Below are 25,728 nucleotides of genomic sequence, written 5' to 3'. Positions count from 1 at the left end.
CAGTTCATTGAAATCAATTTGTTACCGAAGTAACTGTTACTACCTAAGTAATAACGTTTTGATATTCATCAACGAGTGCCCACACAGATTGATAGGTTTAAATTGTTAAAGAGCTTCACTTCGTTGTGACTTACATCACTTCGGAAGAGGCGGCCATTCTAGCTATTTAATTCTCAGTGTCAAACACTTATTCGGAATTAATTTCTACTTTTAAAAAGTAAAAGCGAATCATCGCTTAAAGCTAGTTGCCTTACTAACATTCTTCGCTGAAGCCTTATGGCGTCTGCCGTGTCAGTGAGGCGGCATTATAGAGATGCAGCTCTCATTGGCAAGCATTAAATACGTTTTTTATTTAAAAAAGAGGTTAAGTGAAGATATTTCAACCAAGGGCTTATTTATACAACTTTCAACCCAAGTTTCGAACAAACTACCCACAAGAACCTGTGGATAACTACTCACCATTATCAAAAAAGTAAGATAAACGAGCCCTAGGGTTTAGATATTCTCTAACTTGCTCCGGTAACTTGCTTGGATGAACTGCATTGACAATTTTTATCTCTTTAGTAAATAGGTCAATGATCGGGGCTTGGGTTCTTGGAACGCTAGGATCATAGATCAGTACGTTCGGATAAAGCATATGTTTGGCATTAACCGAAATCACGATTCCAATTGATTCATTGGAAAGCTGCACGACAGTACCCGGCGGATAGACTCCCATGAACTTAACCAATAGACTCAAATTATCCTGACTATATAGATGTTTGCAGTTCTTATATAAGTGGGACAATGCCAAGTATGGGATCATTTGTTGAGATTGCGCTTTACCATGACAAAGATTATCGAATGCGTTAGCCACTGAAACTATTTTGGTTAGTTCATCTATCTCTTCTTCTTTTAAGCCTTCAGGATAACCAGAGCCATCATTCATTTCATGATGTTGAACGATTACTTTTTTGGCACTTTCAGGAAAGTCATCAATTCCAGAGACAATATCAGCACCATATTTCGTATGAAGTTTTAGGTAATTCTCTTCCGGTGCTGTCAGCGTACTCTGCTTTCTAAGTATTGCAGCTGGTATTTTGATCTTTCCTACATCATGGAACAGAGCAGCAAAAGAAAGCGCTTTCAATTGTTGAGTATTGTAGCCTTTAGCTTTACCTATCATTAACGCAACGACAGAGACATTTAATGTATGAAAGTAAATGTCTTCAAAGTCAGCTTTAGCATTCATAAGATGTAAGGTAACGCTATCGTCACTTGCCAGTATTTCAACAATATCATCAACTAGACTTTTAACCTCTCCTACCGCATCTATAGGTCGGTTACGAATTTTTGTCATTACTGAACGCATTCGAGCAAGCGAGCGCTCGAACTCTTTCTCACAATGACTGACTCTACGACGGTAAGAGCTTAGGGTTTCGATACGTTCATGCTTATCTTTCCACATCCTTTCAGTTTCAAGGCTTATCTGTAGATCTGAATCGGCCCCTTTCTCTATCTCGTGATTAGAAGGTAAAGGTGCAGTATCGCTTTGACTTAGATTTATATAGACATGCTTAATCCCAAGATGCCGAATTATTTTCACTTGAGCGTCATCTTTTATTTTGAAGCTGTTGAATAAAAATGGGTGTTCGTTCCATTTTAGGGGGAGTCGTATGTGTAGGCCGGGCTGGATGCGATCTACAGTAATCTTTATGCTGCCCATATTTATATAATATTGATTAATAATCTATATTTATAATTCTAATAAAACCACACGGGAATTTCACTATCCAATTTCACAGGTTCAACTTAAAGAATCACAATGCACCATCCAACGAATACCGAACTTATCTTCCACTTTACCAAATCTAGCGCCCCAAAACGTATCTGCGAGTGGCGTCATTATTCGCCCTCCTTGTTTAAGCTTCTCAAAAATTTTCTCTTGAGTCGCGGTATCCTCGGTAACCAAGGAAAGTGCCAGATTGTTCCCTTCAAGTTCTTTAGCTTTAACGCCATCAGACATCATGAGCTTCATACCAAATGCTTCGAACTCAGCGTGCATAACCCAACTAGGTTGTGCCCCCTCTATTACCTGAGGAGCATCACTAAAGAGTTGCTTCGATAAAACAACACCACCAAAGCATTTATGATAAAAATCTAACGCTTCACTACAACGACCATCAAAAAACAAGTAAGGGGTTACTGTCAGCATATGTTTCTCCTCTATTAGTCCTTTAAACATAGACAATAGACGTGAGAATGACAGATAACATTCTGATTTAAGATAATTAATTTACTAAGGAATCGCATTACGAACGGAAACGGTAATATTTTGGAATGGCACAATAAGAACTGACTGATTGGACAGGCGTTCCTGTCGCTACTACGAAGGCAACACTTTCTATTCTCCAGATATAACAAAGCCCCGACTTGAGTCGAGGCTTTGTTATTTAAATATGGTACCGGTAGGCGGACTTGAACCGCCACGCCCGAAGGCAACGGATTTTGAATCCGTCGTGTATACCAATTTCACCATACCGGCATTATCTTGGGGCATTGCCCTGTCGATGTTTGGCATTATACGTATGCGAACTGATGTGGCAAGTATAAAAACTTGAATTCATGTGTGTTTGCCGATAATTTCGCCACTAAGTCATAAGCTGTGCGTCATGTCTCTTTTCAGGCCAAGCCTTAAACTATATTCTGACGCCTCAATTTTTAAAGAAGTAATAACACCATGACATCAACAAACACTCTGCCACCAGCTGGGGTAATGCGCCGATTTGGTGCCTTGTTCTATGACGCACTCATTGTAATCGCTATTGAAATGATGGCTGCCGGCATCATTGTTGCTCTACTGCACGCACTCATGGCTCTTGGTATTTTTAACCATAGCGGGTATGCCGATGTCAGTGACTTCTTGACTAATCATCCGATTTGGAGCCCTGCGTATACTTTTTACTTAGTCGTCGTTTGGGTTTACTTCTTTGTCTTCTTCTGGACCAGAGCAGGTCAAACTCTGGGGATGAGAGCTTGGAAGCTACGAGTTCAAAACAAAGATGGCTCTGCGATCACAATAACTCAAGCGCTAATACGTTTAGGTACATCGGGGTTTGGACTTGCAAACTTATGTGTTCCATTCGATCCTCAGAAACGTGGCTTTCACGATATCTGGGCAAAGACCGAAGTCGTTGTGTTGCCAAAGGCACAATAACGCTATTAAGCGAACTTAAAGCAAGATCAAAAAAGGAAGGCTTAACGCCTTCCTTTATCATTTATAGTTTCCGCCTCAAGAGCATGATGGCAATTCCGAAAAACACCACGCTAGGGGCTATCGCACCAAAGGCTGGTGGTATTTGATAAACCAAGCTGATTGGACCAAAGAACTCGCTGGATATATAGAAAGTAAAACCAGCAATCACACCAGAGAGAATCCTTGCTCCCATGGTCACGCTACGTAAAGGACCAAAGATAAACGACAATGCCATCAACATCATGACCGCTATCGAAATAGGTTGAGTTATCTTTCGCCACAATGCTAGCTCATAACGTGCTGCATCTTGTTCTGATGCTTTGAGATAAGAAACATAGTCATACAGCCCACTTAACGACAGCTCCTCCGGTTTCACCGTCACTATCGCGAGTTTGTCTGGAGCTAACGATGTTTCCCAAGAAAAAGTCGGTAAATTCTCTTTAGTGACCTGAATTTCATTCTCAAAAGAGGTGACCTCAACATCGCGCATTGTCCAAACGTTGTCTCCAACGTAATCGACTTCTTTTGAGTATATGGCCGTTTTCAGAGCCTTGTTCTCATCATAGCGCCACATGTTCAAACCATAGAGCTTATCATCGTCTATTTTAACAATGAAAATAAAGTCGTTGGCATCTCGAGCCCAAACACCGCTTTGAGTAGAAATAATACTACCACCAGCAACCGAGATGGTTCTTAAGTCACGAGCCATCTTCTGCGCTTGCGGAGCTCCCCACTGCCCAAGCAATGTCACTATCACCATTAACGGAATCGCAGTCTTAAGTACCGATAAACCAATATCTAACTTAGAGAAACCCGCGGCTTGCATAACCACAAGCTCAGAACTCGCAGCAAGCATACCAAGCCCAATCAATGCACCAAGCAATGCCGCCATTGGGAAGAACATTTCGATATCACGAGGAATACTCAATAAAACGAAATACAACGCTTGTAATAGATCGTATGTACCACGACCTACCTTTCGCAATTGCTCAACGTACTTGATAATTCCAGAGAGACCGACAAACGTCACCAATACCAGTGAGGTGGTCGCGATGATGGTTCTGCCTATATATAAATCGAGAATCTTAAACACGGCTTAAGCCAACCTCTTATTCTTGAATTTTTCTTTCAAACGCCTAACAGGCACACTATCCATAAAGTTGGCACCAATCGCGACAAACAATAATAATGCATTGATTGGCCACATGCCTATTGCAGCAGGAATGTCCCCTTCTTCAATTGAAGATTTGGTTGCACTGATTGCCAAGAAGTAAGTCAAATAAATCAGGATTGCCGGACCTATTTTTGCAAAACGACCTTGTCGTGGATTAACTGCTGACAGCGGTACAACGAGCATAGTCAACAATGGGATACACAACACCAGTGACATGCGCCACTGCAATTCAGCCTTGGCACGATTATCTTGATTTCCAATAAGATCAATAGTTGGAATCGCTTCCCACTCTCGACCTTTCTTCTCTACTTCACGCTGACCAATTAAGCCTTCATACTCTTCAAAGTGCGTCACTCTATAATCAAGGCGAGAAGGCACTCCTTCATGACGAGTACCATCGTACATCACAATAACTTGGCGGCCATCGCTCAATTCTTTTACGTCTCCCGACTTAGAGAACATCACACTAGGAAGCACTGAGTCACGAGGTCGCATTTGAGAAACGAACACATTGTCTAATTGATTACCATCGATACCCTCTATAAACACAACTGAAGAACCATCGGGAGTCCTTGCAAATTTGCCTTTGGGTAGTAAATCGACGCTGTTCTCTGCAGCCACTTCCTCATACATTTGTTCTACTTTATCTTGTGACCACGGAGACAGCCAAAAGGAGTTAAAAGCAGCGACAGTTGCGGTAATCAACGCCAGATAAAGTGCTGATTGGATGAGGAATTTATTGCCAATACCCGTAGCATTCATCACCACAATCTCACTTTCGGCATAAAGGCGGCCAAAAGTCAGCAAAATGCCAATATAGATACTAAGTGGAAGCATCAAGAGCCCCATCGCTGGCATATTTAGACCCACGATCGATAATACAAGGCTTGCTGGAATATCACCATCAGAGGCGTCGGCTAAAACACTGATGAACTTTTGGCTGAGAAACACGAGAAAGAGAACAAAAAATATCGCAAATTGGCTCTTGATTGTCTCTCGGATCAAATATCTAACAATAATCACGCTCAAATTACCTATACAAAACTTGTTTTTTTGATTGAATCACTATAATTTCCCGTTGAACCTTTTATTTTTTAAATTTTTAGCTAAGTGTTAACGTTCTTCTTTAAGGTCAGTTCCATTATAGGATCCAACAAGTAAGAACCCATTATCCAACATTTAGTTCGATTTGTCTTCAGGATGTAGGAGTACGCATGGAGTTCAGTGTAAAAAGTGGCAGCCCAGAGAAACAGCGCAGCGCATGTATCGTTGTCGGTGTATTCGAACCGCGCCGCCTTTCTCCAGTAGCCGAGCAGTTAGATAAGATTAGCGATGGCTATATTAGTTCACTGCTTCGTCGCGGTGATCTAGAGGGTAAACCTGGCCAGATGCTACTACTGCATCAAGTACCTGGTGTACTTTCAGAACGTGTTCTGCTTGTAGGCTGCGGTAAAGAACGTGAGCTAGGCGAGCGTCAATATAAAGAAATTATCCAAAAAACCATCAGTACACTAAACGAAACGGGTTCTATGGAAGCAGTATGTTTCCTGACTGAACTGCACGTTAAAGGTCGTGATACTTACTGGAAAGTTCGCCAAGCAGTAGAAGCGACTAAAGATGGCCTTTACACTTTTGATCAATTCAAGAGTAATAAACCTGAGACTCGTCGTCCACTACGTAAACTGGTATTCAACGTACCAACTCGTCGTGAATTGAGCCTTGGTGAGAAAGCAATTTCTCACGGTCTTGCGATTGCTTCAGGTGTGAAAGCGTCTAAAGATCTAGGCAACATGCCACCTAACATCGCAAATCCTGCTTACCTTGCATCTCAAGCTCGTCGCTTGGCCGATGATTACGAGACAGTGAAAACTAAGATCATTGGCGAAGAAGAGATGGAAAAGCTGGGTATGACTTCATACTTAGCGGTAGGCCGTGGTTCTAAGAACGAATCTATGATGTCTATCATGGAATATAAAGGTGCTGCTGACCCAGATGCAAAACCGATTGTTCTAGTCGGTAAAGGTCTTACTTTCGATTCAGGCGGTATTTCGCTTAAGCCTGGTGAAGGTATGGATGAGATGAAGTACGACATGTGTGGTGCGGCTTCTGTATTCGGTACAATGAAGGCACTAGCTAAACTGAACCTACCGATTAATGTAGTTGGTATCCTAGCAGGTTGTGAAAACATGCCAGGCAGCAATGCTTACCGCCCAGGTGATATCCTAACGACCATGTCAGGCCAAACAGTTGAAGTGTTAAACACGGATGCTGAAGGTCGCTTGGTTCTATGTGATGCGCTTACTTACGTTGAACGCTTTGAACCAGACTGTGTTGTCGATGTAGCAACACTCACTGGCGCGTGTGTGATGGCGTTAGGTCACCACATCAGTGCTGTACTGTCTAATCACAACCCACTATCTCACGAGTTAGTGAATGCTTCTGAGCAAGCAAGTGACAGAGCATGGCGCATGCCAATGGCCGATGAATACCATGAGCAACTAACGAGTCCATTTGCAGATATGGCAAATATCGGTGGCCGACCTGCTGGTACAATCACAGCAGCATGTTTCTTATCTAAATTTGCTAAAAAGTACCACTGGGCACACATTGACAGTGCCGGCACAGCTTGGAAGTCAGGCGCAGCGAAAGGCTCGACAGGTCGTCCTGTCTCAATGCTTGTCCAATTCTTATTGAACCGCAGCGGCCATGAGACTGAAGAGCAATCTTCAAAATAATAGAAAGGGCCTACGGGCCCTTTTTTAATAAGCGTTATTTGCTAGCTCCTGTTGACCAAGTATGATTGGTTTCCACGATTCCAAGTTCGAGTATTCAGTATGCAGACTGCCACATTTTACATTGTGTCTTCAGACAGCCCACAAGCCGGCGAAGAGAGTTTTGCTCACTACGTGTTGTTTCTTGCTCAGCATTTTGCAAAACAAGGCGCTAAACTTTATCTCAACTGTAACGATAAAGTTCATGCTGAGCGTATCGCTGAAGTTTTTTGGCAGGTAGAGCCTACTGAATTTATCGCGCACAACTTGGTTGGCGAAGGTCCAAAATATTCAACGAATATTGAGATAGGCCATCAAGGAGTCAAACCTAATTGGAACCGCCAATTGGTAATAAATCTGGCCGATAATCATACAACCTTTGCGAACGCCTTTGCTCAGGTGATAGACTTCGTTCCTTGCGAAGAAAAAGCTAAGCAACTCGCTCGAGAAAGGTATAAAATTTACCGTCAGGCTGGATATCAGCTACAAACTATCGAGATTCAACATCCATAGTCAAACCTCATAGTTAAAGCTATCTTTGGATTTAGATTCAAGAAGCTTCACTTATGAAGTTTGACCACGATTAACCATTCACAGTATCCGTTATAAGAGCACTATGGAAAAGACATACAACCCAACATCAATCGAACAAGCTCTGTATAAGACTTGGGAAGAGAAAGGCTACTTTAAGCCACACGGTGACACATCAAAAGAAGCTTACAGCATCATGATCCCGCCACCGAACGTCACTGGTAGCCTACACATGGGTCACGCGTTCCAAGATACGATCATGGATACACTTATCCGTGCTCAACGTATGAAAGGCAAAAACACGCTTTGGCAAGTGGGTACTGACCACGCTGGTATCGCAACTCAAATGGTTGTTGAGCGTAAGATCGCTGCTGAAGAAGGCAAAACAAAACACGACTACGGCCGTGAAGCTTTCATCGACAAGATCTGGGAATGGAAAGGCGAATCTGGTGGCACGATCACTCAACAACTTCGTCGTCTTGGTGCATCTGTAGACTGGGATCGTGAGCGATTCACTATGGATGACGGCCTATCAGCTGCGACTCAAGAAGTATTTGTTCGCCTATACGAAGAAGACCTAATCTATCGTGGTAAGCGTCTAGTAAACTGGGATCCTAAACTGCACACTGCAATTTCTGATCTTGAAGTTGAAAACAAAGACAAAAAAGGTTTCATGTGGCACTTCCGCTACCCACTAGCGAATGGTGTTAAAACCGCTGATGGCAAAGACTACATTGTCGTTGCGACTACACGTCCTGAAACCATGCTTGGTGATACAGGCGTTGCAGTTAACCCTGAAGATCCTCGCTACAAAGATCTTATCGGCAAAGAAATCCTGCTTCCTATCGTAAATCGTCTTATCCCTATCGTAGGTGATGAGCACGCTGACATGGATAAAGGCACGGGTTGTGTGAAAATCACGCCAGCTCATGACTTTAACGATTACGAAGTGGGCAAGCGCCATAGCCTACCAATGATCAACATCCTAACGTTCAACGGTGATATCCGTGATGCGGCTGAAATCTTCACAACGAACGGTGAAGAAAGCGATGTGTACTCAACAGAGCTTCCAGAAAAATACCAAGGTATGGAGCGCTTTGCAGCTCGTCGTGCAACGGTTGCTGAATTTGAAGAGCTAGGCCTACTTGAAGAAATCAAAGATCACGATCTAACCGTTCCTTACGGTGACCGTGGTGGTGTGGTTATCGAACCAATGCTGACTGACCAATGGTACGTGCGTACAGCGCCTCTTGCTGCTCCTGCTGTTAAAGCCGTTGAAGATGGTGAGATTCAATTCGTACCTAAGCAGTACGAGAACATGTACTTCGCGTGGATGCGTGACGTGCAAGATTGGTGTATCTCTCGTCAACTTTGGTGGGGCCACCGTATCCCAGCATGGTACGACAACGATGGTAAAGTTTACGTAGGTCGCACTGAAGAAGAAGTTCGTGAAAAGAACAACCTTTCACCGGTAATTGTTCTTAAGCAAGACAACGACGTTCTTGATACATGGTTCTCTTCTGCACTTTGGACTTTCGGCACACAAGGCTGGCCTGAAGATACTGAAGCAATGAAAACATTCCACCCATCAGAAGTACTAGTATCTGGTTTTGATATTATCTTCTTCTGGGTTGCTCGTATGATCATGATGACTATGCACTTCGTGAAAGACGAAGACGGCAAGGCTCAAGTACCTTTCAAAACAGTTTACATGACGGGCCTTATCCGTGATGAAAACGGCGACAAGATGTCTAAGTCGAAAGGTAACGTACTTGACCCAATCGATATGATTGACGGCATCGGCCTTGAAGAGCTAGTAGAAAAGCGTTGTGGCAACATGATGCAACCTAAACTGGCTGCTAAGATCGAAAAAGCAACACGTAAAACTTTCGAAGATGGTATCGAACCATACGGTACCGATGCACTGCGTTTCACTCTTGCTGCTATGGCTTCAACTGGCCGTGACATCAACTGGGACATGAAGCGTCTTGAAGGTTACCGTAACTTCTGTAACAAGCTATGGAACGCAAGCCGTTACGTACTGATGAACACAGAAGAGCACGATTGTGGCATGTCACTGTCTGTTGAAGACCGTGCAAACATGGAATTCTCTCTAGCAGACAAGTGGATTGAATCTCAGTTTGAAGTTGCAGCGAAAGAGTTTAATGCTCACCTAGACAACTACCGTCTAGACATGGCAGCAAATACGCTTTACGAATTCATCTGGAACCAATTCTGTGACTGGTACCTAGAGCTAACTAAACCTGTTCTTTGGAAAGGTACTGAAGCTCAACAACAAGCGACTCGTTACACACTTATCACGGTTCTTGAGAAGACTCTACGTCTTGCTCACCCTGTTCTTCCTTACATCACTGAATCTATCTGGCAAAGCGTTAAGCCGCTAGTAGACGGCGTTGAAGGCGAGACCATCATGACTCAAGCGCTTCCTCAGTTTAATGAAGCTAACTTCAATGCTGAGATCGTTGACGACATCGAATGGGTTAAAACTTTCATCACAGCTATCCGTAACCTACGTGCGGAATACGACATTGCACCAAGCCAAGGCTTAGAAGTAATGATCAAAGTCGCTGATGAGAAAGATGCAGCTCGTATCGAAGCAAATAAGATCGTTCTTACTTCTCTAGCTAAGCTAGACGATATTAAAGTTCTAGCAGACGGCGAAGCGACTCCAGCTTGTGCAACTAAACTTGTTGGCAAATCTGAGCTGATGATCCCAATGGCGGGTCTTATCGACAAAGATGCTGAACTTGCTCGTCTAGATAAAGAAGTAGCGAAGACTCACGGTGAGATTAAGCGTATCGAAGGTAAGCTAGGTAACGAAGGTTTTGTTGCTAAAGCACCAGAAGTCGTTATCGCGAAAGAGCGTGAAAAGCTTGAAGGCTACCAAGAAACTCTTGTTAAGCTAGAAGAGCAAAAAGCGACTATTGCTGCGCTTTAAAGGTGAGTGAACGAGAAGACTTCGAACTTCTCGCTCTAAATAGAAAGGTTGGTCTTCGTGACCAACCTTTTTTTATGCCTCTCACTCCAAGTCTTATCGTCAGTCACTTATTTATTGATAGGTTTCATCTATCAAATTAATCTCTCCTTCCCATTAGATTTAATGATAATAATTCTCAATAATAGTTCTATCGAAACAACACAACGACTGAGTAATTATCATGAAAAAGACACTAACCTTTGCCGCATTACATTTTACTATCGCATTTAGTGTCGCTTATGTACTAACGGGCGATATCTTAATTGGTAGCTTAATCGCTATGATTGAGCCTTCTGTGAATACCGTCGCCTTCTATTTTCATGAAAAGGCTTGGGCTCAAGTTCCAGCGCTTAAAGCTCGTCAGTGGATGACTAAATTAAAAACAGCAAGCTTCGCTACTATCCACTTTAGTGTTGCCTTTACCGTTGTCTACTTATTGACTGGCGATGCCTTTGTTGGTGGTGTGATGGCAACGTTAGAACCCGCTTTGAATACCGTGGCTTACTACTTCCATGAGAAAGTTTGGCTACGAAAGGCAGAAAGCCAAACAACACAGCCACAGTTTTGTTTGCACCAACACGCTTAACCTAGAGAGTTTATTGTTGACATAGTTGCGGCGCGCAATTAAATTGTAGTTGTACATCGCAACCATATTGAGAGGCAACATGACTTCAGCACAACTTAGAGAATTATCACGTCAGCTCGTTCGACAGCTCGGAATGCTCGACAAAGATTGTGGTGATATTGCCCTACCTCCGATTCAAGCGCATACGCTTATCGAACTAGAGCAGCAGCCATTAACCGTGAATCAATTAGCGGATAAGCTCAATATTGATAAGTCCAACGCCAGTAGAGCAGTCAACAATCTAGCGAAGAACTCGTTAATTCAAACCTCGCCACACCCCAACGATAAGCGCAGTGTTGTTGCTTCAGTTACAGAACAAGGGATAAACACTCTTACCCAACTTCACAGTCAACAGAATCAGTTTTATGACTCGGTACTTGAGCGTTTAACGGAAGCGGAAACTCAACAAGTTTCGGGGGGAATTAAGCACTACCTTAAAGCACTGCAACAAAGCCACGCTTCAAGCGGTGTGGTGGTTCGTCCCCTACAACAGCAAGACAACACCGTAGTGGCCAATGTAATTCGCCAAGTCTCTTATGAGAACGGGCTAACTGAAGATAAAGGTTATGGTGTGGCCGATCCCACCTTAGAAGACATGTTCAGTGTTTATAACAATGAAAGATCTCAGTATTGGGTGATTGAACTTGATGGAAAGGTTGTCGGTGGTGGTGGATTTGCACCACTAGCCGGTATGCCAGAAGTCTGCGAACTGCAAAAAATGTACTTCTTGCCAGAAACCAGAGGCAAAGGCTTAGCGAAGAAGTTGGTTAATATGTCGATGGAGAAAGCTAAGGAACTGGGTTATCAACATATGTATCTAGAAACGACCGAATGCCTTAATGCCGCCGTTAAACTTTACGAAAAATTGGGCTTTGAACACCTTGATTCAGCTTGGGGAGAAACAGGCCATGACGCTTGTGAGGTTGTCATGGCCAAAACGCTATAATGTGTTTTTGAAATAGGGTTAGCGTCGGCAGTTCATTAGATGACAAGCGAGTGAGCAAATTGATTCATTACGTAACGGGCTAATTGAATAACCGCTAGTTACGCAAAAAGTTACTCACGCAAGAGGCTGGATTCAAGGCTACGAAAGAACTCTCTTTTTGCCCATCGAGTTCCACTTCTAACTGATATAAATGCTTAGGGTTGGGCTTCTCAAGGTTAAATACCATTGGAGCCTCAACCTGAAACACAACACCCGTATGTTCTGCTCGCACATCAATCGGCATCACGAGAGTCATACCATTAAACTTGATTGATGCCGATATTAACCCCGGCTTTAGCGTTTGATAGATAACATCTACTTTAAACTCACACCCACCACCGTGATGCCAGATTTGCTCGGTGACAACTTGATCAAGCTTGACGTTACGAACGAACTGAAGATATGGAGCTTGCCAGATTCCGATACGAGAATCTGATTTAGCGACGACCTGTGAAGAGATAGAGTCATCCATATCCTCTTCAAGCAACAGGCTCTCCTCTTCTTCAAGGAAAAGGATCTCAAAACGATTTCGACCAGGCTGCATATAAGGACGAATGTCCTTGCGATATTCGGCTTCGCTGCCATCACAGTCAAACACGGCAACGCCATTGAGTCGCACTTCTGCAAAGTAGTCAACGCCTGCGACGACTAGCTCAACAAATGGGCATGCCAACATGGCATCATCCACTTCGATGTCATGCATCAGGTGCCATTCTTGCTCTGCGATTTCCTCTTCACTCAAGCTATTAGGGAGCTTTGAGCTTAATGGAGCAGGAAAGGTAATGTCATCTTGTGGGATAGAGAGATCCGTCAGTGGCGAAATTTGCCAAAGACCATCGAGAGGTAGCCGCATGTCATTCCTTGAGCTAGATCAATTTTGACCGCATTATAATGAATGAATGCATATAAAGACATTTATTTTTCTGAGGACAAAAAAATGCCAGCTCAAGGCTGGCATTCTTTAAAACTGGGAGAGATTACTCTTCGTCTTCATCATCTTCGTCAGGGTAGATAGCATCTTCACCTTCGTAGTAAGTGCCCCAACCGTCGTAGATAATGTCAAACTTCTCTGCAAGATTTACAAGCTTCTCAACTTGCTCATCAATCGCTTCTGCGTTCAGAGTACACTGCATCGTTGCATCACAACAAAGTAGCTTGTTGCCATCTTCGTCTTCTGTCTCTTCAGCTTCAAGCACTTCAAAGCCCATTTTGAATGCTTCAACAACGGCTTTCTCAAGTACTGCGAAATCTTCAGCGAATAGGTGATGCTCGATATCGTATAGAGCTTCAGGATCGCTACCATCTTCGATTAGTGCTTCAATGATGTCGCGAGTCTCTCCTTTTTGAAATTCAATTAATTCCGCTACTGATAGATATTCATCTTCGTGAGACATGTGTCTGCTCCAGAGTGTTGACTATGAAAAGATCAAATTTGATTGCCACGAAATATGGCACGGATCGCCTAGAAAAGCCACCTAGATCAGGTGTAGAAGAGCAAGTTTATCGCTAGATAACAGAAGGGATATCAATTAAAAAGTGAAATTAAAATCACAGAAACAAATTTTCAACATATTATTAACTACCGTGTGTTTTAGCATTTCATTTTTATTGTTACTTTTAGCCTTACTCCTTCAAAATTGAGTGGTTAGTCATATCAGATGCATACTGCCGAACACTTCATCGATGCATAAAACCTCACTTATAAGTAAGTAACTGCATAAATTTTGAATGAAAAATCACGTTCACCAAGCAAAGTGGATTATCAAATCACTGAAATTAGAGCATAGATCCGCAAAAAGTTTGTTCCAGAACTCAGCCTTTCAGTTGGATTTTAATATTAACAATCACAAACAACTCAGCATTTAAAACCAAAAATATCAAAATAACATAACCTTTACACAAGTTTCAAAACTTGCATATTACGAACAAGCTTGTCATAAATAGACGCTGGATTAATAGTAAGGATGCAAAATGAGTAAGCTGTACGTTGGCTCCGAAGTCGGTCAATTAAGACGAGTTCTCCTAAATAGGCCTGAAAGGGCACTCACCCACCTCACCCCTTCTAACTGTCATGAGCTACTCTTTGATGATGTACTTGCAGTAGAAGCAGCAGGTGAAGAACATGATGCCTTTGCGACAACACTTCGTGACCAAGACGTTGAAGTGTTATTACTGCATGACCTACTGGTTGAGACACTCGCTGTAGCACAAGCTCGTGAGTGGCTGCTTAATACTCAAATCTCTGATTTCCGTTACGGCCCTACATTCGCGCGTGATTTAAGAGAGTACCTTGCTCAAATGGACAATGAGCACTTGGCTACGATCCTACTTGGTGGTTTAGCCTACTCTGAGCTTCCTATTAAATCTTCTTCAATGCTACCGAAGATGCACCGCCCACTTGATTTCGTTATTGAGCCGCTACCTAACCATCTATTTACCCGCGATACTTCTTGCTGGGTTTATGGCGGTGTCTCTCTTAACCCGATGATGATGCCTGCTCGTCAACGAGAAACGAATCACTTGCGAGCAATATATCGCTGGCACCCTGTATTCGCAGGGCAAGATTTCATTAAGTACTTCGGTGATGAAGATCTTCATTACGACAACGCCAATATTGAAGGTGGAGATGTACTGGTTATCGGTAAAGGCGCTGTTCTTATCGGTATTTCGGAGCGTACCAAGCCACAAGGTGTCGAAAATCTAGCTGCGAGTTTATTCAAGTCCGGTCAAGCTAAAGAAGTGATTGCGATTGATTTACCGAAGCACCGCTCTTGTATGCACCTTGATACGGTCATGACTCACATGGATATCGATACATTCTCAGTCTATCCAGAGATCGTTCGTAAAGACCTAGATACTTGGCGCTTAACGCCGAAAGAAAATGGCGAAATGCGAGTAGAGAAAGCTGAAAACTACCTAACAGCGATTGAAGGCGCACTGGATCTCGATCAACTGAAGATCATCACAACTGGTGGTGATAACTACGAAGCTGAACGTGAACAGTGGAATGACGCTAACAACGTACTGACGGTGAAACCGGGTACGGTTATCGGTTATGAGCGTAATGTTTACACCAATGAGAAATACGACAAAGCAGGCATCGAAGTTCTGACAATTCCAGGCAATGAACTGGGTCGCGGTCGTGGTGGCGCTCGTTGCATGAGCTGTCCTATAGAAAGAGACGGTATTTAACTCAAGTAGTTCAGTAAAGCGAACACATAACTTATCTAGGCCAGTACCATTGTACTGGCCTTTTTTATCAAATTAATAAAATAACTATTCACAAATATAGCATTTTTATGTTTAACTAAGTTCTTCATTGATTCTATATACCCAAGGAGCGAGAGATGGCATTTAATCTTCGCAATCGTAACTTTCTAAAACTTCTCGACTTTACTCCTAAAGAGATTCAGTTTTTACTCGACCTGTCTGCTTACCTTAAAAAGGCTAAGTATGCAGGTACAGAGCAAAAAAAGCTTAACGGTAAAAACATCGCTTTGATCTTTGAAAAAGCATCAACTCGAACTCGATGTGCCTTTGAGGTAGCTGCTTTTGATCAAGGAGCTCAAGTCTCTTATTTAGGCCCTTCTGGTTCTCAGATTGGTCAAAAAGAATCAATGAAAGATACCGCGCGTGTATTAGGTCGTATGTACGATGGTATTGAATATCGTGGTTTTGGCCAGAGTATTGTCGAAGATCTTGGCGCTTATGCTGGCGTTCCAGTGTGGAATGGCCTTACTGATGAGTTCCATCCAACTCAGATCTTGGCTGATTTCCTCACTATGCTTGAGCATGGTCGCGGTAAACATCTGCATCAAATCAGTTTTGCTTACCTAGGCGATGCACGCAACAACATGGGTAATTCTCTGTTAGTCGGTGCCGCGAAGATGGGTATGGATATTCGCCTTATTGCACCTAAAGCTTTCTGGCCAGAAGAACAGCTTGTCGAAGAATGCCAAGCAATTGCGCAAAATACAGGTGCACAAATAACGCTGACTGAAGACGTTGCCGAAGGCGTAAAAGGTTGTGATTTCCTTTACACCGATGTTTGGGTTTCTATGGGTGAAGCACCTGAAGCTTGGGACGAACGCGTGGCTGTGATGACACCTTACCAAGTGAATATGGATGTCATAAAGCTCACAGGTAACCCTCAAGTGAAGTTCATGCATTGCCTGCCAGCTTTCCACAACAATGAAACCGTGATCGGCCAGCAAGTCGCAGACAAATATGGAATGAACGGTTTGGAAGTAACAGACGAAGTATTTGAGTCCGACTACTCAATTGTGTTTGATGAAGCAGAGAATCGCATGCACACCATCAAAGCAGTAATGGTCGCGACACTTGGCCAATAGAGAATAATGAAAGTAAACAAAGCTTGATGTAATCGCTTGCGCTCACAAATTGAAAGCGTATAATTCTCGGCAATTTGTCTGAGAGTAGTGAAAATGACGCCAAGCAATGTTGTGATAAAACATAATGATATTGTGAAAACACATAATAAAATTGTGAAGACACCAAATATTGCTCGCAAGCTAGCATGCTTGCCAGGCCGTCTATTCTGCTTTTCAGCACTTTTTTAAAGCCTCCCATTATGGGGGGCTTTTTTATGGCCAATACATTATTGTGGGGAAGAAGATCATGGCGAATTCGCTCTATCAAAAGCACATCATCTCAATTCCAGAGCTTTCTCGTGAAGAGCTAGAATTAATTGTTCAAACGGCAGGTCAACTTAAAGCTGAACCAAACCCAGAACTCATCAAGAACAAAGTTGTTGCAAGCTGCTTCTTCGAACCTTCAACGCGAACTCGTCTCTCTTTTGAAACGGCTATTCAGCGCATCGGTGGTGATGTGATTGGTTTCGATAGCGGTGGTAACACGTCACTGGCGAAGAAAGGCGAAACGCTGGCAGACTCAGTACAGGTTATCTCTTCATACGTTGATGCTTACGTAATGCGCCACCCCCAAGAAGGCGCAGCGCGTCTGGCTTCTGAGTTCTCTAACGGTGTACCTGTGATTAACGCGGGCGACGGCGCAAACCAACACCCAACACAAACGCTATTAGACCTGTTCTCTATCGCCGAAACTCAAGGCCGCCTCGACAACCTTAACGTTGCATTCGTTGGTGATCTTAAGTACGGCCGTACGGTTCACTCACTAACTCAAGCACTAGCGAAGTTCGACAACATCTGTTTCTACTTCGTTGCTCCAGAAGCACTGGCGATGCCTGACTACATTTGTGAAGAGCTTGATGAAGCGGGTATTAAGTACCAACTGCTGACAGACATGGAAGATGTGATTCCAGAGTTGGATGTTCTGTACATGACTCGAGTTCAAAAAGAACGTTTTGATGAATCGGAATACGCGCACATCAAATCAGCGTACATCCTGACGGCTCCGATGTTGGAAAATGCACGTGATAACCTAAAGGTTCTTCACCCTCTTCCTCGTGTTGATGAAATTACGATTGATGTCGATAAAACGCCTTACGCTTACTACTTCCAGCAAGCTGAGAACGGTGTTTACGCACGTGAAGCATTGTTAGCCCTTGTTCTTAACGAAACGCTGTAGAGGAGAGATATCATGTCTAAAGAGACTCAATTAAAAGTTGAAGCAATCAAGAACGGAACGGTTATCGACCATATCCCAGCCAACATCGGGATCAAGGTACTCAAACTGTTCGACATGCATAACTCTAATCAGCGAGTAACGATTGGCCTAAACCTGCCATCCTCTGCTCTAGGCGGTAAAGACCTGCTCAAGATAGAGAATGTGTTTATCACTGAAGAACAGGCGAGCAAGTTAGCACTTTACGCGCCTCACGCGACCGTAAACCAAATCGAAGATTACGAAGTAGTTAAGAAGCTACCACTAGAACTTCCTGAGCAAATCAACGATGTGTTCGAGTGTCCAAACACCAACTGTATTACTCACAATGAACCCGTTGAAAGCAGCTTTAAGATCTTTGAAAAGAAAGAAGATATTCGATTGAAGTGTAAATACTGCGAAAAAGTCTTCTCTCGTGAGATCGTAACAGAAAGATAACGTCATACGGCAACGCCGATCGAACGCAAAAACTATTCAATACCTCGCCTGTGCGGGGTATTTTGCTCTTTACCTATCCTAAGTTTGAAGGCACACTAAAAATCGCTTTTTATCCAATAACTGATGGAATAACCAATGACTAAAGTACTTCACACAGAATCTGCTCCAGCTGCAATCGGCCCATACGTACAAGGTGTTGACCTTGGCAATATGGTTCTGACTTCTGGTCAAATCCCAGTAAACCCAGCAACTGGTGAAGTATCTGCTGATATCGCAGTGCAAGCTCGCCAATCTCTAGACAACGTTCAAGCGGTTGTTGAAGCTTCTGGCCTGACTGTAAAAGACATCGTAAAACTAACGGTATTCGTTAAAGACCTAAACGACTTCGGTACAGTAAATGAAGTTTACGGTAAATTCTTTGATGAGCACGGTGTTGCAAACTACCCTGCACGTTCATGTGTTGAAGTAGCGCGTCTGCCAAAAGATGTAGGTATCGAGATCGAAGCTATTGCGGTTCGCAAATAGGTTTTAATATCTAGAATAAACGGTTTCTAGTAAACAAATTGGCATAAAGCTGAGCGTTTATCAGATACAAAAAAAGGTTGCCCACTTGGCAACCTTTTTTATTGTTCATCGTTTCGCTTAGATGATTACTTCTTATTAAGCTCAACCACTTCTTTGTCTAACTCTTCAAGCTTCGCAGCCATCTGCTCACGAGCTAGGTTAGCCAGTTGACGAACATTAGACTTATCGTAATCTTCAGTGCTGATTGGTGGCAGCATTTCAACAATCACATGACCATTGTTCCAACGGTTCAGCTTCACGCCACCTGTTGAGCTACACACGATAGGGATAATAGGTAAGCCAGCGCCAATCGCAGCATGGAAAGCACCCGTTTTGAATGGCAACAAACCACGACCACGAGAACGAGTCCCCTCAGGGAACATCCATACTGAAACATCACTCTCTTTAAGGCTAGTAACCACTTGATCGATCGTACCTACCGCTTTGCTGCGGTTAGCCCGGTCGATTAGGATATTACCCGTCAACCAGTACAGCTGACCAAAAAGAGGCATCCACGCTAGGCTCTTCTTACCAACAGTCACAACCTTAGGTGTTACCGCAGATGAAATCGTGAATAGATCCCAGCTATTTTGGTGGTTTGCAACGTAAACATGTTGGCCACGAGAGTAAGCATCTTCCGGGATACGAAGCTCTAACTTCATACCAAAGATTTTCGACATGCGACCGAAATAACGACCAAAGGTAAATACGTGTTTCGGGTTACGTGGGCTTAGTAAACAGTAACCACACCCAAATACAAACATAAGAATCGCAAATATCGCCACTGCGAAAATACGTAATATTGCTATCATTTTGTTCCTCACAACCACCAAGTTGATTCATCTATTTGCACAAAATAGGCAATAGATTCACTGGCGGTAAATACAACTATAAAAAAGCCGAAACCAAGGTTCCGACTTTTCTGTTTTCATCTTACTGATTCATGAACTCACTAACCTAAGTTAGTTCGACTCGCTAAACCGTGTAATGTTTGCGCCTAAGGCTGACAATTTATCTTCAATCTTATCGTAGCCACGATCGATGTGATAAATACGGTCAACGATGGTTTCACCTTGAGCGATACAACCAGCAATAACAAGGCTCGCAGATGCGCGAAGGTCCGTTGCCATTACTTGAGCGCCGCTCAATTTTTTGGTTTCACCACAAATAGCAGTGTTGCCTTCTATTTCCGCTTTTGCTCCCATTCGCTGTAGTTCAGGAATGTGCATAAAGCGGTTTTCAAAGATAGTCTCAGTGATTACACCACTGCCCTTCGCCATCATGTTAAGCAGGGTAAACTGTGCTTGCATGTCGGTTGGGAAGCCTGGGTGAGGTGCCGTTACGATTTTCACCGCTTTCAACTCACGAACAGTCATATCAAGGCTGATCCAACCTTCGCCCGTTTCAACCTTCGCTCCCGCTTCTTCAAGCTTCGCTAAGGCAGCTTCAAGAAGATGAGCGTTGGTGTTGCGACAAACCACTTTACCGCCAGAAACCGCAGCAGCAACCAGGAAGGTACCCGTTTCAATACGGTCTGCAACCACAGAGTGTTGGCCACCACCAAGACGCTCAACGCCTTCGATAGTAATCGTATCTGTACCTGCACCAGAAATTTTAGCTCCTAGTTTGTTTAGGAAATCAGCCGTATCAACAATCTCAGGCTCACGCGCTGAATTATCTAACACAGTTGTACCTTCCGCTAGCGTTGCTGCACACATGATAGTAATGGTGGCACCCACACTTACTTTATCCATCACGATGTGCGCGCCTTTCAAACGGCCGTCAACACTTGCTTTTACATAACCATCTTCCAATACAATGGTCGCACCTAGTTGCTCTAGGCCATGGATATGTAAATCAACAGGTCGAGCACCAATAGCACAACCGCCCGGAAGTGACACTTGGCCTTCACCAAAACGAGCGACTAAAGGACCTAAAGCCCAAATAGAAGCGCGCATTGTTTTTACTAAATCGTAAGGTGCACAAAATTCATTAATTTCGCTGCCATCAACATGAACACTACCATTGCGTGATACTTTTGCGCCTAAACGCTTAAGCAATTCCATCGTAGTATCGATGTCACGTAGGTGAGGAACATTACTCACTTCAACCGGCTCTTCAGCTAGAATTGAAGCAAATAGGATTGGTAGGGCTGCATTTTTTGCGCCTGAGATCGTCACTTCACCGCTTAGCGGCTTATCCGATCCAATAACTCGAAACTTTTCCATCATAAACCTTAAAGTGACATCAGTTTCTTATCACGTTCCCACTCTTCCGGCGTGAAAGCCTTAATAGAAAGAGCATGGATATCATTGCGTTGAATGTATTCCATTAGTGGGCCGTAGATTAGTTGCTGCTTCTTAACTCGATTCATGCCGTCAAAACATGGATCAACCGCAACAACTTCGTAATGACTGCCTTCACCCTTCACGATAATTTCCTGAAGGTTCAGAGCCTCTGCTAATAATTCTTGTACTTTTGTGCTGTCCACAAATAGCTCCTGCCTAATTTTTTATGTGTTCTGCCATCATTGGCTGGATATTGCTCAATTGGAACAACGTTCGTAATTGTTCTGGCACGAAACTGAGCATTATATGACAGTTTTGATTTTTTGCATGCTCTAATAAGTGAATTAGCATCACCATTCCTGCTGAATCGACTCGATTTATATGGCTAAGGTCAATTTCAACGCTCGATTCCGTCGTTTGCCACTTTTCCAATATACGCCAGATTGCAGGTACACTATCTCGATCTATATCACCAAGAAGTTGATATTCTTTAGAGCTTAGCGCTTGCCATTGAGAATGGCTCATTATTTATTACTCTCAAAACGAATCGGTTGAGAAGCCAGTTTCTCGAGTTCGTCAGCTACTTGTAAGATGCCTTCTTGACGAATCTTAGTGTTCCACTCAGACTTCTTGCTTGATAGCAGGCTTATACCTTCGGCAACCATATCAAATGCCTTCCACTCACCTGACTTCTTATCTTTGCGCAGTTTAAACTCAAGGTTAATGTTTGGTCGAGGCGTATCAATGATATCAACCTTAATACTGGTAATACGGCTATCTGTTTTAATTGTTGGTTCTGGACCAAATTTAATCGTCTGATCTGTATATTGAGTTAACACTTGAGCATAAGAAGAAACGAGATATTTACGAAATGCATCAATAAATACGCGCACGTCTCCTCTATCAGCACCTTTCAAGTTCGGCCCTAGCAACTTCAGCGCCGCATATTGAGCATTCACATAAGGCATCAACTCTTCTTCCACGATGACCTTCAGTAACTCTGGATCTTGTTGGATATTCTCTTGCTCGTTCTTCAAACGGGCGAAAGCCTCTTCTGCAACTTGAGTCATCATCTGATAAGGCTGAGTTCGATCAATCGGTTTTGCCGAAAAAGCTGGAGTCGACATCAGCAAAGCGACAGCTGTCAGAAGCAGTCTTTTCAATAAGTAATTAGTCTTCAATAAATTATTCGTCTTTAACATGAGCCTACTCCTTAGCTTCGCTATTATCAGAGCCACCGACGCTATACAGCACTTGACCAATCAAATCTTCTAATACTAATGCCGACTTGGTGTCTTCGATAGAATCACCATCAACCAACATCTCTTCATCTTCAAAGATGAAGCCTGGAACTAAGCTGATGTACTGCTCACCGATCAAGCCCGACGTTAAGATTTGAGCACTAGAGGTATCAGGAAATTGTGAGTACTTCGCATCAATAGACAGTTCAACCACAGGAAGGTAGCTCTCAGTATCAAGTTCAATACTTTGAACTCGACCAACAACGACGCCCCCCACCTTTACTGGTGAGCGAACCTTTAGGCTGCCAATATTGTCAAAGGTCGCTTTTAGGTTATAAGTATGGTTTGAACCTATACCTTTTACGTCAGCGACTTGAAAGATCATGATTAAGATTGCGCAAATTCCGGCAATAACAAAGGTGCCGACCCATAATTCTAATTTTCGAGTTTGTTGCATGATTAATTCCCAAACATCAATGCGGTAAGAACAAAATCTAGCCCTAATACCGCTAGAGAAGAGTGTACTACTGTGCGTGTGGTTGCCTGACTAATACCTTCGGATGTCGGTACTGCATCATAACCATTAAAAAGTGCGATCCAAGTTACGGTGATAGCGAAGACCATGCATTTGATCATACTGTTACCAATATCACGGCCAAGCTCAACGGAAGACTGCATCGCAGACCAGAAACTGCCGTGGTCAATACCTTTCCAATCCACACCGACTAACTGAGCACCCCAAATCCCGACCGCCATAAAAATCATAGCGAGCAGTGGCATAGAAATAAGGCCGGCCCAGAGACGTGGCGCAATAATGCGTTTAAGAGGATCAACCGCCATCATCTCAAGGCTAGAGATCTGTTCAGTAGCTTTCATTAAGCCGATTTCAGCCGTTAATGCTGAACCCGCACGACCAGCAAACAGAAGTGCTGTCACCACAGGGCCCAATTCCCGTAACAACGAGAGCGCGACCATTTGCCCAAGGTTACCCTCTGCGCCATAGTCGATTAATACGACATAGCCCTGCAGACTGAGTACCATGCCAATAAACAAGCCTGAAACTAAAATGATAGCCAATGACTGAACGCCAACGCTATAAAATTGTTTAACTAATAGAGGGAAATTTTTTAGTTTCGGGATGCCAAACAAAGCCCCAAATAGCATTAGGCTTGCTCGACCAAATGACTCACAGATCGCAAGTGCGCGCTTACCGACACCCGCAATAGTTTTAGCAATCATATTCAAACAAATCCTTTTCTAAGCTATTTGCAGGAAACCTAAATGGCACAGGGCCATCCGATTCACCTTGCAAAAATTGCTGCACTCTTGGGTCGCTGTTGTTGTACAACTCATCAGGAGAACCTGCAGCAATAATTTTCCCATCAGCCATCAAATAAACCCAATCAGCAATGCTCATCACCTCAGGGACATCATGAGAAACGACAATAGAGGTTAAACCCAAGGCTTGATTGAGGTTACGAATCAACTCAACCAAAACACCCATGGTGATTGGATCTTGGCCAACAAAAGGCTCATCATACATAATAAGTTCTGGGTCCAATGCGATCGCACGGGCCAACGCCGCTCGTCTCGCCATACCACCAGACAACTCACTCGGCATTAATTGCGCCGCGCCTCGCAACCCTACCGCCTCAAGCTTAAGCAATACAATGGTACGAATGAATTTTTCGTTAAGTTCAGTGTGCTCTCGCAAAGGAAACGCCACATTATCAAAGACATTTAGATCCGTGAAAAGTGCCCCCGATTGGAAAAGCATGCTCATTTTCTTACGTGCTTGATATAGCTTTCGACGTGGCAATGCAGGGATGTTGTCGCCATCAAACCAAATTTCACCTTCATCTGGTGGTAATTGTCCACCAATCAGACGTAATAAGGTTGTTTTGCCGATCCCTGACGGCCCCATGAACGCGGTTATTTTTCCTTGAGGAACTTCTAAACTGATGTCATCAAAGATAATTCGTTCACCGCGTGAGAAGCTGAGATTCTTAACTTTCACAAGCTCAGTGTTCAACATACTTTTGTTGTTTCCTTGCTTTAAAAACGCCAATTATGACTGCAATAATAATGAGTCTACTTTAGAATTAAAAGCGCTGTTCAATTAATTATTAAAAACAGAAAACAAAGGCAGGGATTTGAAAGCATTGAGAAATTCATTCCTCAACAACATTTCTTTACCACTAACTAGCAATTAATTTGTCGAGTGACTTCCCTTTTATCTAGCAACAAGTCAAAATTAGCGGTTAATTCTCCGTTTTTTATTAATTTTTAGGAATCATCATGCTTGAAGCGATTGCGTTTCTTATTATCGGTCTAGGTTTTTTGGTGTGGAGTGCAGATAAGCTGGTATACGGTGCCGCAGCTCTTGCTCGCAACTTCGGTATTTCACCACTAGTTATCGGTATGACAATCTTAGCAATGGGATCTTCAGCCCCTGAAATGATGGTTTCTGCGACAGCAGCCCTTGATGGTAAAACAGATACGGCGGTAGGTAACGTATTAGGCTCAAACATCGCTAACATCGCGCTGATTTTAGGTATTACAGCCCTTATCAAGCCATTATCGATTAGCTCTGGTGTGATTCGTCGTGAACTACCTTTAATGATAGGTGTCACTCTATTAGCGGGCGCACTGCTTTGGGATAATCACTTAGGTTTCTATGAAGGTGTGTTGTTGTTTGTTCTTTTTGCCGCTTTCTTATTTGCGATGCTGCAAATCAGCCGTAGTGAGAAAAAGAACGGTGATGCCTTTCTTGACGAACAAGAATCTGAAGTTCCTGAAGGCGTGAGCAACCCCAAAGCCGCAATGTGGGTGGTGGTTGGCCTGATTATTCTACCTCTAGCGGCCAACATGTTGGTTGATAACGCGGTTGTAATCGCGAAGTTCTTTGGTATGAGCGACCTTGTGATTGGTTTAACCATTATTGCCGTTGGCACAAGTTTACCTGAACTTGCAGCATCACTAGCTGGTGTTATGAAAGGTGAAGATGATATGGCTGTGGGTAATATCATTGGCTCAAACGTATTCAACATCCTTGCCGTGATGGGTATCCCAGGCATCCTAAACCCTTCAATCTTGAGCGAGTTTGCAATGGGTCGTGACTTCTGGGTAATGCTAGGCGTATCACTACTTCTTGTTATCATGGCACTAGGAAAATCTCGTAGCGTGAATCGTATCGAAGGCGGCGTGTTAATCGTGACGTTTGTGGCATATCAAAGTTACCTACTAATGAACATGTCAGCTTAATTGTTGATTT

26 protein-coding genes and 1 tRNA gene are annotated in these 25,728 nt (G+C 43.3%); 12 read left to right on the top strand and 15 right to left on the bottom strand.

What is annotated here, in order from left to right; all coding sequences use genetic code 11:
• Positions 1–451: 451 nt before the first annotated feature.
• The 3 genes from AB4513_RS15130 to AB4513_RS15120 all read right to left on the bottom strand — a co-directional run bounded on the left by AB4513_RS15130 (position 452) and on the right by AB4513_RS15120 (position 2,524).
• Positions 452–1,705: an HD-GYP domain-containing protein gene (locus tag AB4513_RS15130; RefSeq protein WP_065679687.1), complete on the bottom strand. Its 1,254-nt coding sequence runs from the start codon at positions 1,703–1,705 to the stop codon at positions 452–454.
• 81 nt (positions 1,706–1,786) lie between these two features.
• Positions 1,787–2,194, bottom strand: a complete 408-nt coding sequence (locus AB4513_RS15125; protein WP_029223884.1) for a VOC family protein — start codon at positions 2,192–2,194, stop codon at positions 1,787–1,789.
• A gap of 245 nt (positions 2,195–2,439) precedes the next feature.
• Positions 2,440–2,524: transfer RNA gene (locus tag AB4513_RS15120), tRNA-Leu, on the bottom strand.
• A 195-nt stretch (positions 2,525–2,719) separates the two neighbouring features.
• Here AB4513_RS15120 and AB4513_RS15115 point away from each other — a divergent pair.
• Positions 2,720–3,196, top strand: coding sequence for an RDD family protein (locus AB4513_RS15115; protein ID WP_017097527.1), 477 nt, complete (start codon positions 2,720–2,722; stop codon positions 3,194–3,196).
• A 61-nt stretch (positions 3,197–3,257) separates the two neighbouring features.
• On the opposite strand, the gene lptG is transcribed toward AB4513_RS15115, so the two are convergent.
• Positions 3,258–4,328 (bottom strand): LPS export ABC transporter permease LptG, encoded by a 1,071-nt coding sequence (gene lptG / locus AB4513_RS15110; protein WP_017103680.1) that lies wholly within the window; start codon positions 4,326–4,328, stop codon positions 3,258–3,260.
• Positions 4,329–4,331: 3 nt separating this feature from the next.
• Entirely contained in the window at positions 4,332–5,432 is a 1,101-nt protein-coding gene (gene lptF / locus AB4513_RS15105; protein ID WP_009847716.1) for an LPS export ABC transporter permease LptF, read from the bottom strand.
• Positions 5,433–5,623: 191 nt separating this feature from the next.
• Here lptF and pepA point away from each other — a divergent pair, with 191 nt between their 5' ends.
• From pepA to AB4513_RS15080, 5 genes are all read left to right on the top strand, one after another.
• Positions 5,624–7,144, top strand: coding sequence for a leucyl aminopeptidase (gene pepA / locus AB4513_RS15100; RefSeq protein ID WP_017097529.1), 1,521 nt, complete (start codon positions 5,624–5,626; stop codon positions 7,142–7,144).
• 99 nt (positions 7,145–7,243) lie between these two features.
• Positions 7,244–7,693: a DNA polymerase III subunit chi gene (locus AB4513_RS15095; protein WP_102257862.1), complete on the top strand. Its 450-nt coding sequence runs from the start codon at positions 7,244–7,246 to the stop codon at positions 7,691–7,693.
• Between the two features lie 103 nt (positions 7,694–7,796).
• On the top strand, positions 7,797–10,670 hold the full coding sequence (locus AB4513_RS15090) for a valine--tRNA ligase (RefSeq protein WP_102257863.1): 2,874 nt from the start codon (positions 7,797–7,799) through the stop codon (positions 10,668–10,670).
• Positions 10,671–10,890: 220 nt separating this feature from the next.
• Entirely contained in the window at positions 10,891–11,295 is a 405-nt protein-coding gene (locus AB4513_RS15085; RefSeq protein WP_009847723.1) for a DUF2061 domain-containing protein, read from the top strand.
• A gap of 79 nt (positions 11,296–11,374) precedes the next feature.
• Entirely contained in the window at positions 11,375–12,280 is a 906-nt protein-coding gene (locus tag AB4513_RS15080) for a bifunctional helix-turn-helix transcriptional regulator/GNAT family N-acetyltransferase (protein ID WP_102257864.1), read from the top strand.
• A 94-nt stretch (positions 12,281–12,374) separates the two neighbouring features.
• On the opposite strand, the gene AB4513_RS15075 is transcribed toward AB4513_RS15080, so the two are convergent.
• The gene (locus tag AB4513_RS15075; RefSeq protein ID WP_102257865.1) at positions 12,375–13,172 is read right to left on the bottom strand and encodes a glycosyl hydrolase 2 galactose-binding domain-containing protein; all 798 of its coding nucleotides are present in this window, start codon (positions 13,170–13,172) and stop codon (positions 12,375–12,377) included.
• A 124-nt stretch (positions 13,173–13,296) separates the two neighbouring features.
• Positions 13,297–13,713: a ribonuclease E inhibitor RraB gene (rraB, locus tag AB4513_RS15070; protein ID WP_004735324.1), complete on the bottom strand. Its 417-nt coding sequence runs from the start codon at positions 13,711–13,713 to the stop codon at positions 13,297–13,299.
• 577 nt (positions 13,714–14,290) lie between these two features.
• Between rraB and arcA the strand changes: the two genes are divergently transcribed.
• The 5 genes from arcA to AB4513_RS15045 all read left to right on the top strand — a co-directional run bounded on the left by arcA (position 14,291) and on the right by AB4513_RS15045 (position 18,886).
• Positions 14,291–15,511 carry an arginine deiminase gene (arcA, locus tag AB4513_RS15065; RefSeq protein ID WP_102257866.1) on the top strand — a complete coding sequence of 407 codons (1,221 nt, stop codon included), beginning with the start codon at positions 14,291–14,293 and terminating at the stop codon, positions 15,509–15,511.
• Between the two features lie 155 nt (positions 15,512–15,666).
• On the top strand, positions 15,667–16,671 hold the full coding sequence (locus AB4513_RS15060; protein ID WP_009847727.1) for an ornithine carbamoyltransferase: 1,005 nt from the start codon (positions 15,667–15,669) through the stop codon (positions 16,669–16,671).
• A 286-nt stretch (positions 16,672–16,957) separates the two neighbouring features.
• A complete protein-coding gene (gene pyrB / locus AB4513_RS15055) occupies positions 16,958–17,887 on the top strand; it encodes an aspartate carbamoyltransferase (protein ID WP_009847728.1) in 930 nt (309 codons plus the stop codon).
• A gap of 12 nt (positions 17,888–17,899) precedes the next feature.
• Positions 17,900–18,361: an aspartate carbamoyltransferase regulatory subunit gene (gene pyrI, locus AB4513_RS15050; RefSeq protein ID WP_004735320.1), complete on the top strand. Its 462-nt coding sequence runs from the start codon at positions 17,900–17,902 to the stop codon at positions 18,359–18,361.
• Positions 18,362–18,496: 135 nt separating this feature from the next.
• Positions 18,497–18,886: a RidA family protein gene (locus AB4513_RS15045; protein ID WP_009847729.1), complete on the top strand. Its 390-nt coding sequence runs from the start codon at positions 18,497–18,499 to the stop codon at positions 18,884–18,886.
• Positions 18,887–19,011: 125 nt separating this feature from the next.
• On the opposite strand, the gene AB4513_RS15040 is transcribed toward AB4513_RS15045, so the two are convergent.
• The 8 genes from AB4513_RS15040 to mlaF form a co-directional block, all read right to left on the bottom strand.
• Entirely contained in the window at positions 19,012–19,737 is a 726-nt protein-coding gene (locus AB4513_RS15040; protein ID WP_004735318.1) for a 1-acylglycerol-3-phosphate O-acyltransferase, read from the bottom strand.
• Between the two features lie 150 nt (positions 19,738–19,887).
• Positions 19,888–21,153 carry a UDP-N-acetylglucosamine 1-carboxyvinyltransferase gene (gene murA, locus AB4513_RS15035; RefSeq protein ID WP_009847730.1) on the bottom strand — a complete coding sequence of 422 codons (1,266 nt, stop codon included), beginning with the start codon at positions 21,151–21,153 and terminating at the stop codon, positions 19,888–19,890.
• A gap of 8 nt (positions 21,154–21,161) precedes the next feature.
• On the bottom strand, positions 21,162–21,416 hold the full coding sequence (ibaG, locus tag AB4513_RS15030; protein WP_004738686.1) for a BolA family iron metabolism protein IbaG: 255 nt from the start codon (positions 21,414–21,416) through the stop codon (positions 21,162–21,164).
• Between the two features lie 13 nt (positions 21,417–21,429).
• Complete coding sequence (locus AB4513_RS15025) at positions 21,430–21,738, bottom strand: lipid asymmetry maintenance protein MlaB (protein WP_004735315.1); 309 nt, start codon at positions 21,736–21,738, stop codon at positions 21,430–21,432.
• Positions 21,738–22,415, bottom strand: coding sequence for a phospholipid-binding protein MlaC (locus AB4513_RS15020; RefSeq protein WP_009847731.1), 678 nt, complete (start codon positions 22,413–22,415; stop codon positions 21,738–21,740). The genes AB4513_RS15025 and AB4513_RS15020 overlap by 1 nt, the downstream gene beginning before the upstream one ends.
• A 4-nt stretch (positions 22,416–22,419) precedes the next feature.
• Positions 22,420–22,911 carry an outer membrane lipid asymmetry maintenance protein MlaD gene (mlaD, locus tag AB4513_RS15015; RefSeq protein WP_009847732.1) on the bottom strand — a complete coding sequence of 164 codons (492 nt, stop codon included), beginning with the start codon at positions 22,909–22,911 and terminating at the stop codon, positions 22,420–22,422.
• A gap of 2 nt (positions 22,912–22,913) precedes the next feature.
• Positions 22,914–23,693: a lipid asymmetry maintenance ABC transporter permease subunit MlaE gene (mlaE, locus tag AB4513_RS15010; RefSeq protein ID WP_009847733.1), complete on the bottom strand. Its 780-nt coding sequence runs from the start codon at positions 23,691–23,693 to the stop codon at positions 22,914–22,916.
• A complete protein-coding gene (gene mlaF / locus AB4513_RS15005; RefSeq protein WP_102257867.1) occupies positions 23,683–24,489 on the bottom strand; it encodes a phospholipid ABC transporter ATP-binding protein MlaF in 807 nt (268 codons plus the stop codon). Before mlaF ends, mlaE begins: the two co-directional genes overlap by 11 nt.
• A 263-nt stretch (positions 24,490–24,752) precedes the next feature.
• Between mlaF and AB4513_RS15000 the strand changes: the two genes are divergently transcribed.
• Positions 24,753–25,718, top strand: a complete 966-nt coding sequence (locus tag AB4513_RS15000) for a calcium/sodium antiporter (protein ID WP_009847735.1) — start codon at positions 24,753–24,755, stop codon at positions 25,716–25,718.
• The last annotated feature ends 10 nt before the right edge of the window (positions 25,719–25,728 follow it).

This window comes from Vibrio sp. 10N.222.54.E6 (genome assembly GCF_041473955.1).
In the GTDB taxonomy this organism is placed as follows: domain Bacteria; phylum Pseudomonadota; class Gammaproteobacteria; order Enterobacterales; family Vibrionaceae; genus Vibrio; species Vibrio tasmaniensis_A.
Note: the sequence above shows the minus strand (reverse complement) of the source record. Positions and strands in the feature narration are given on the sequence as shown.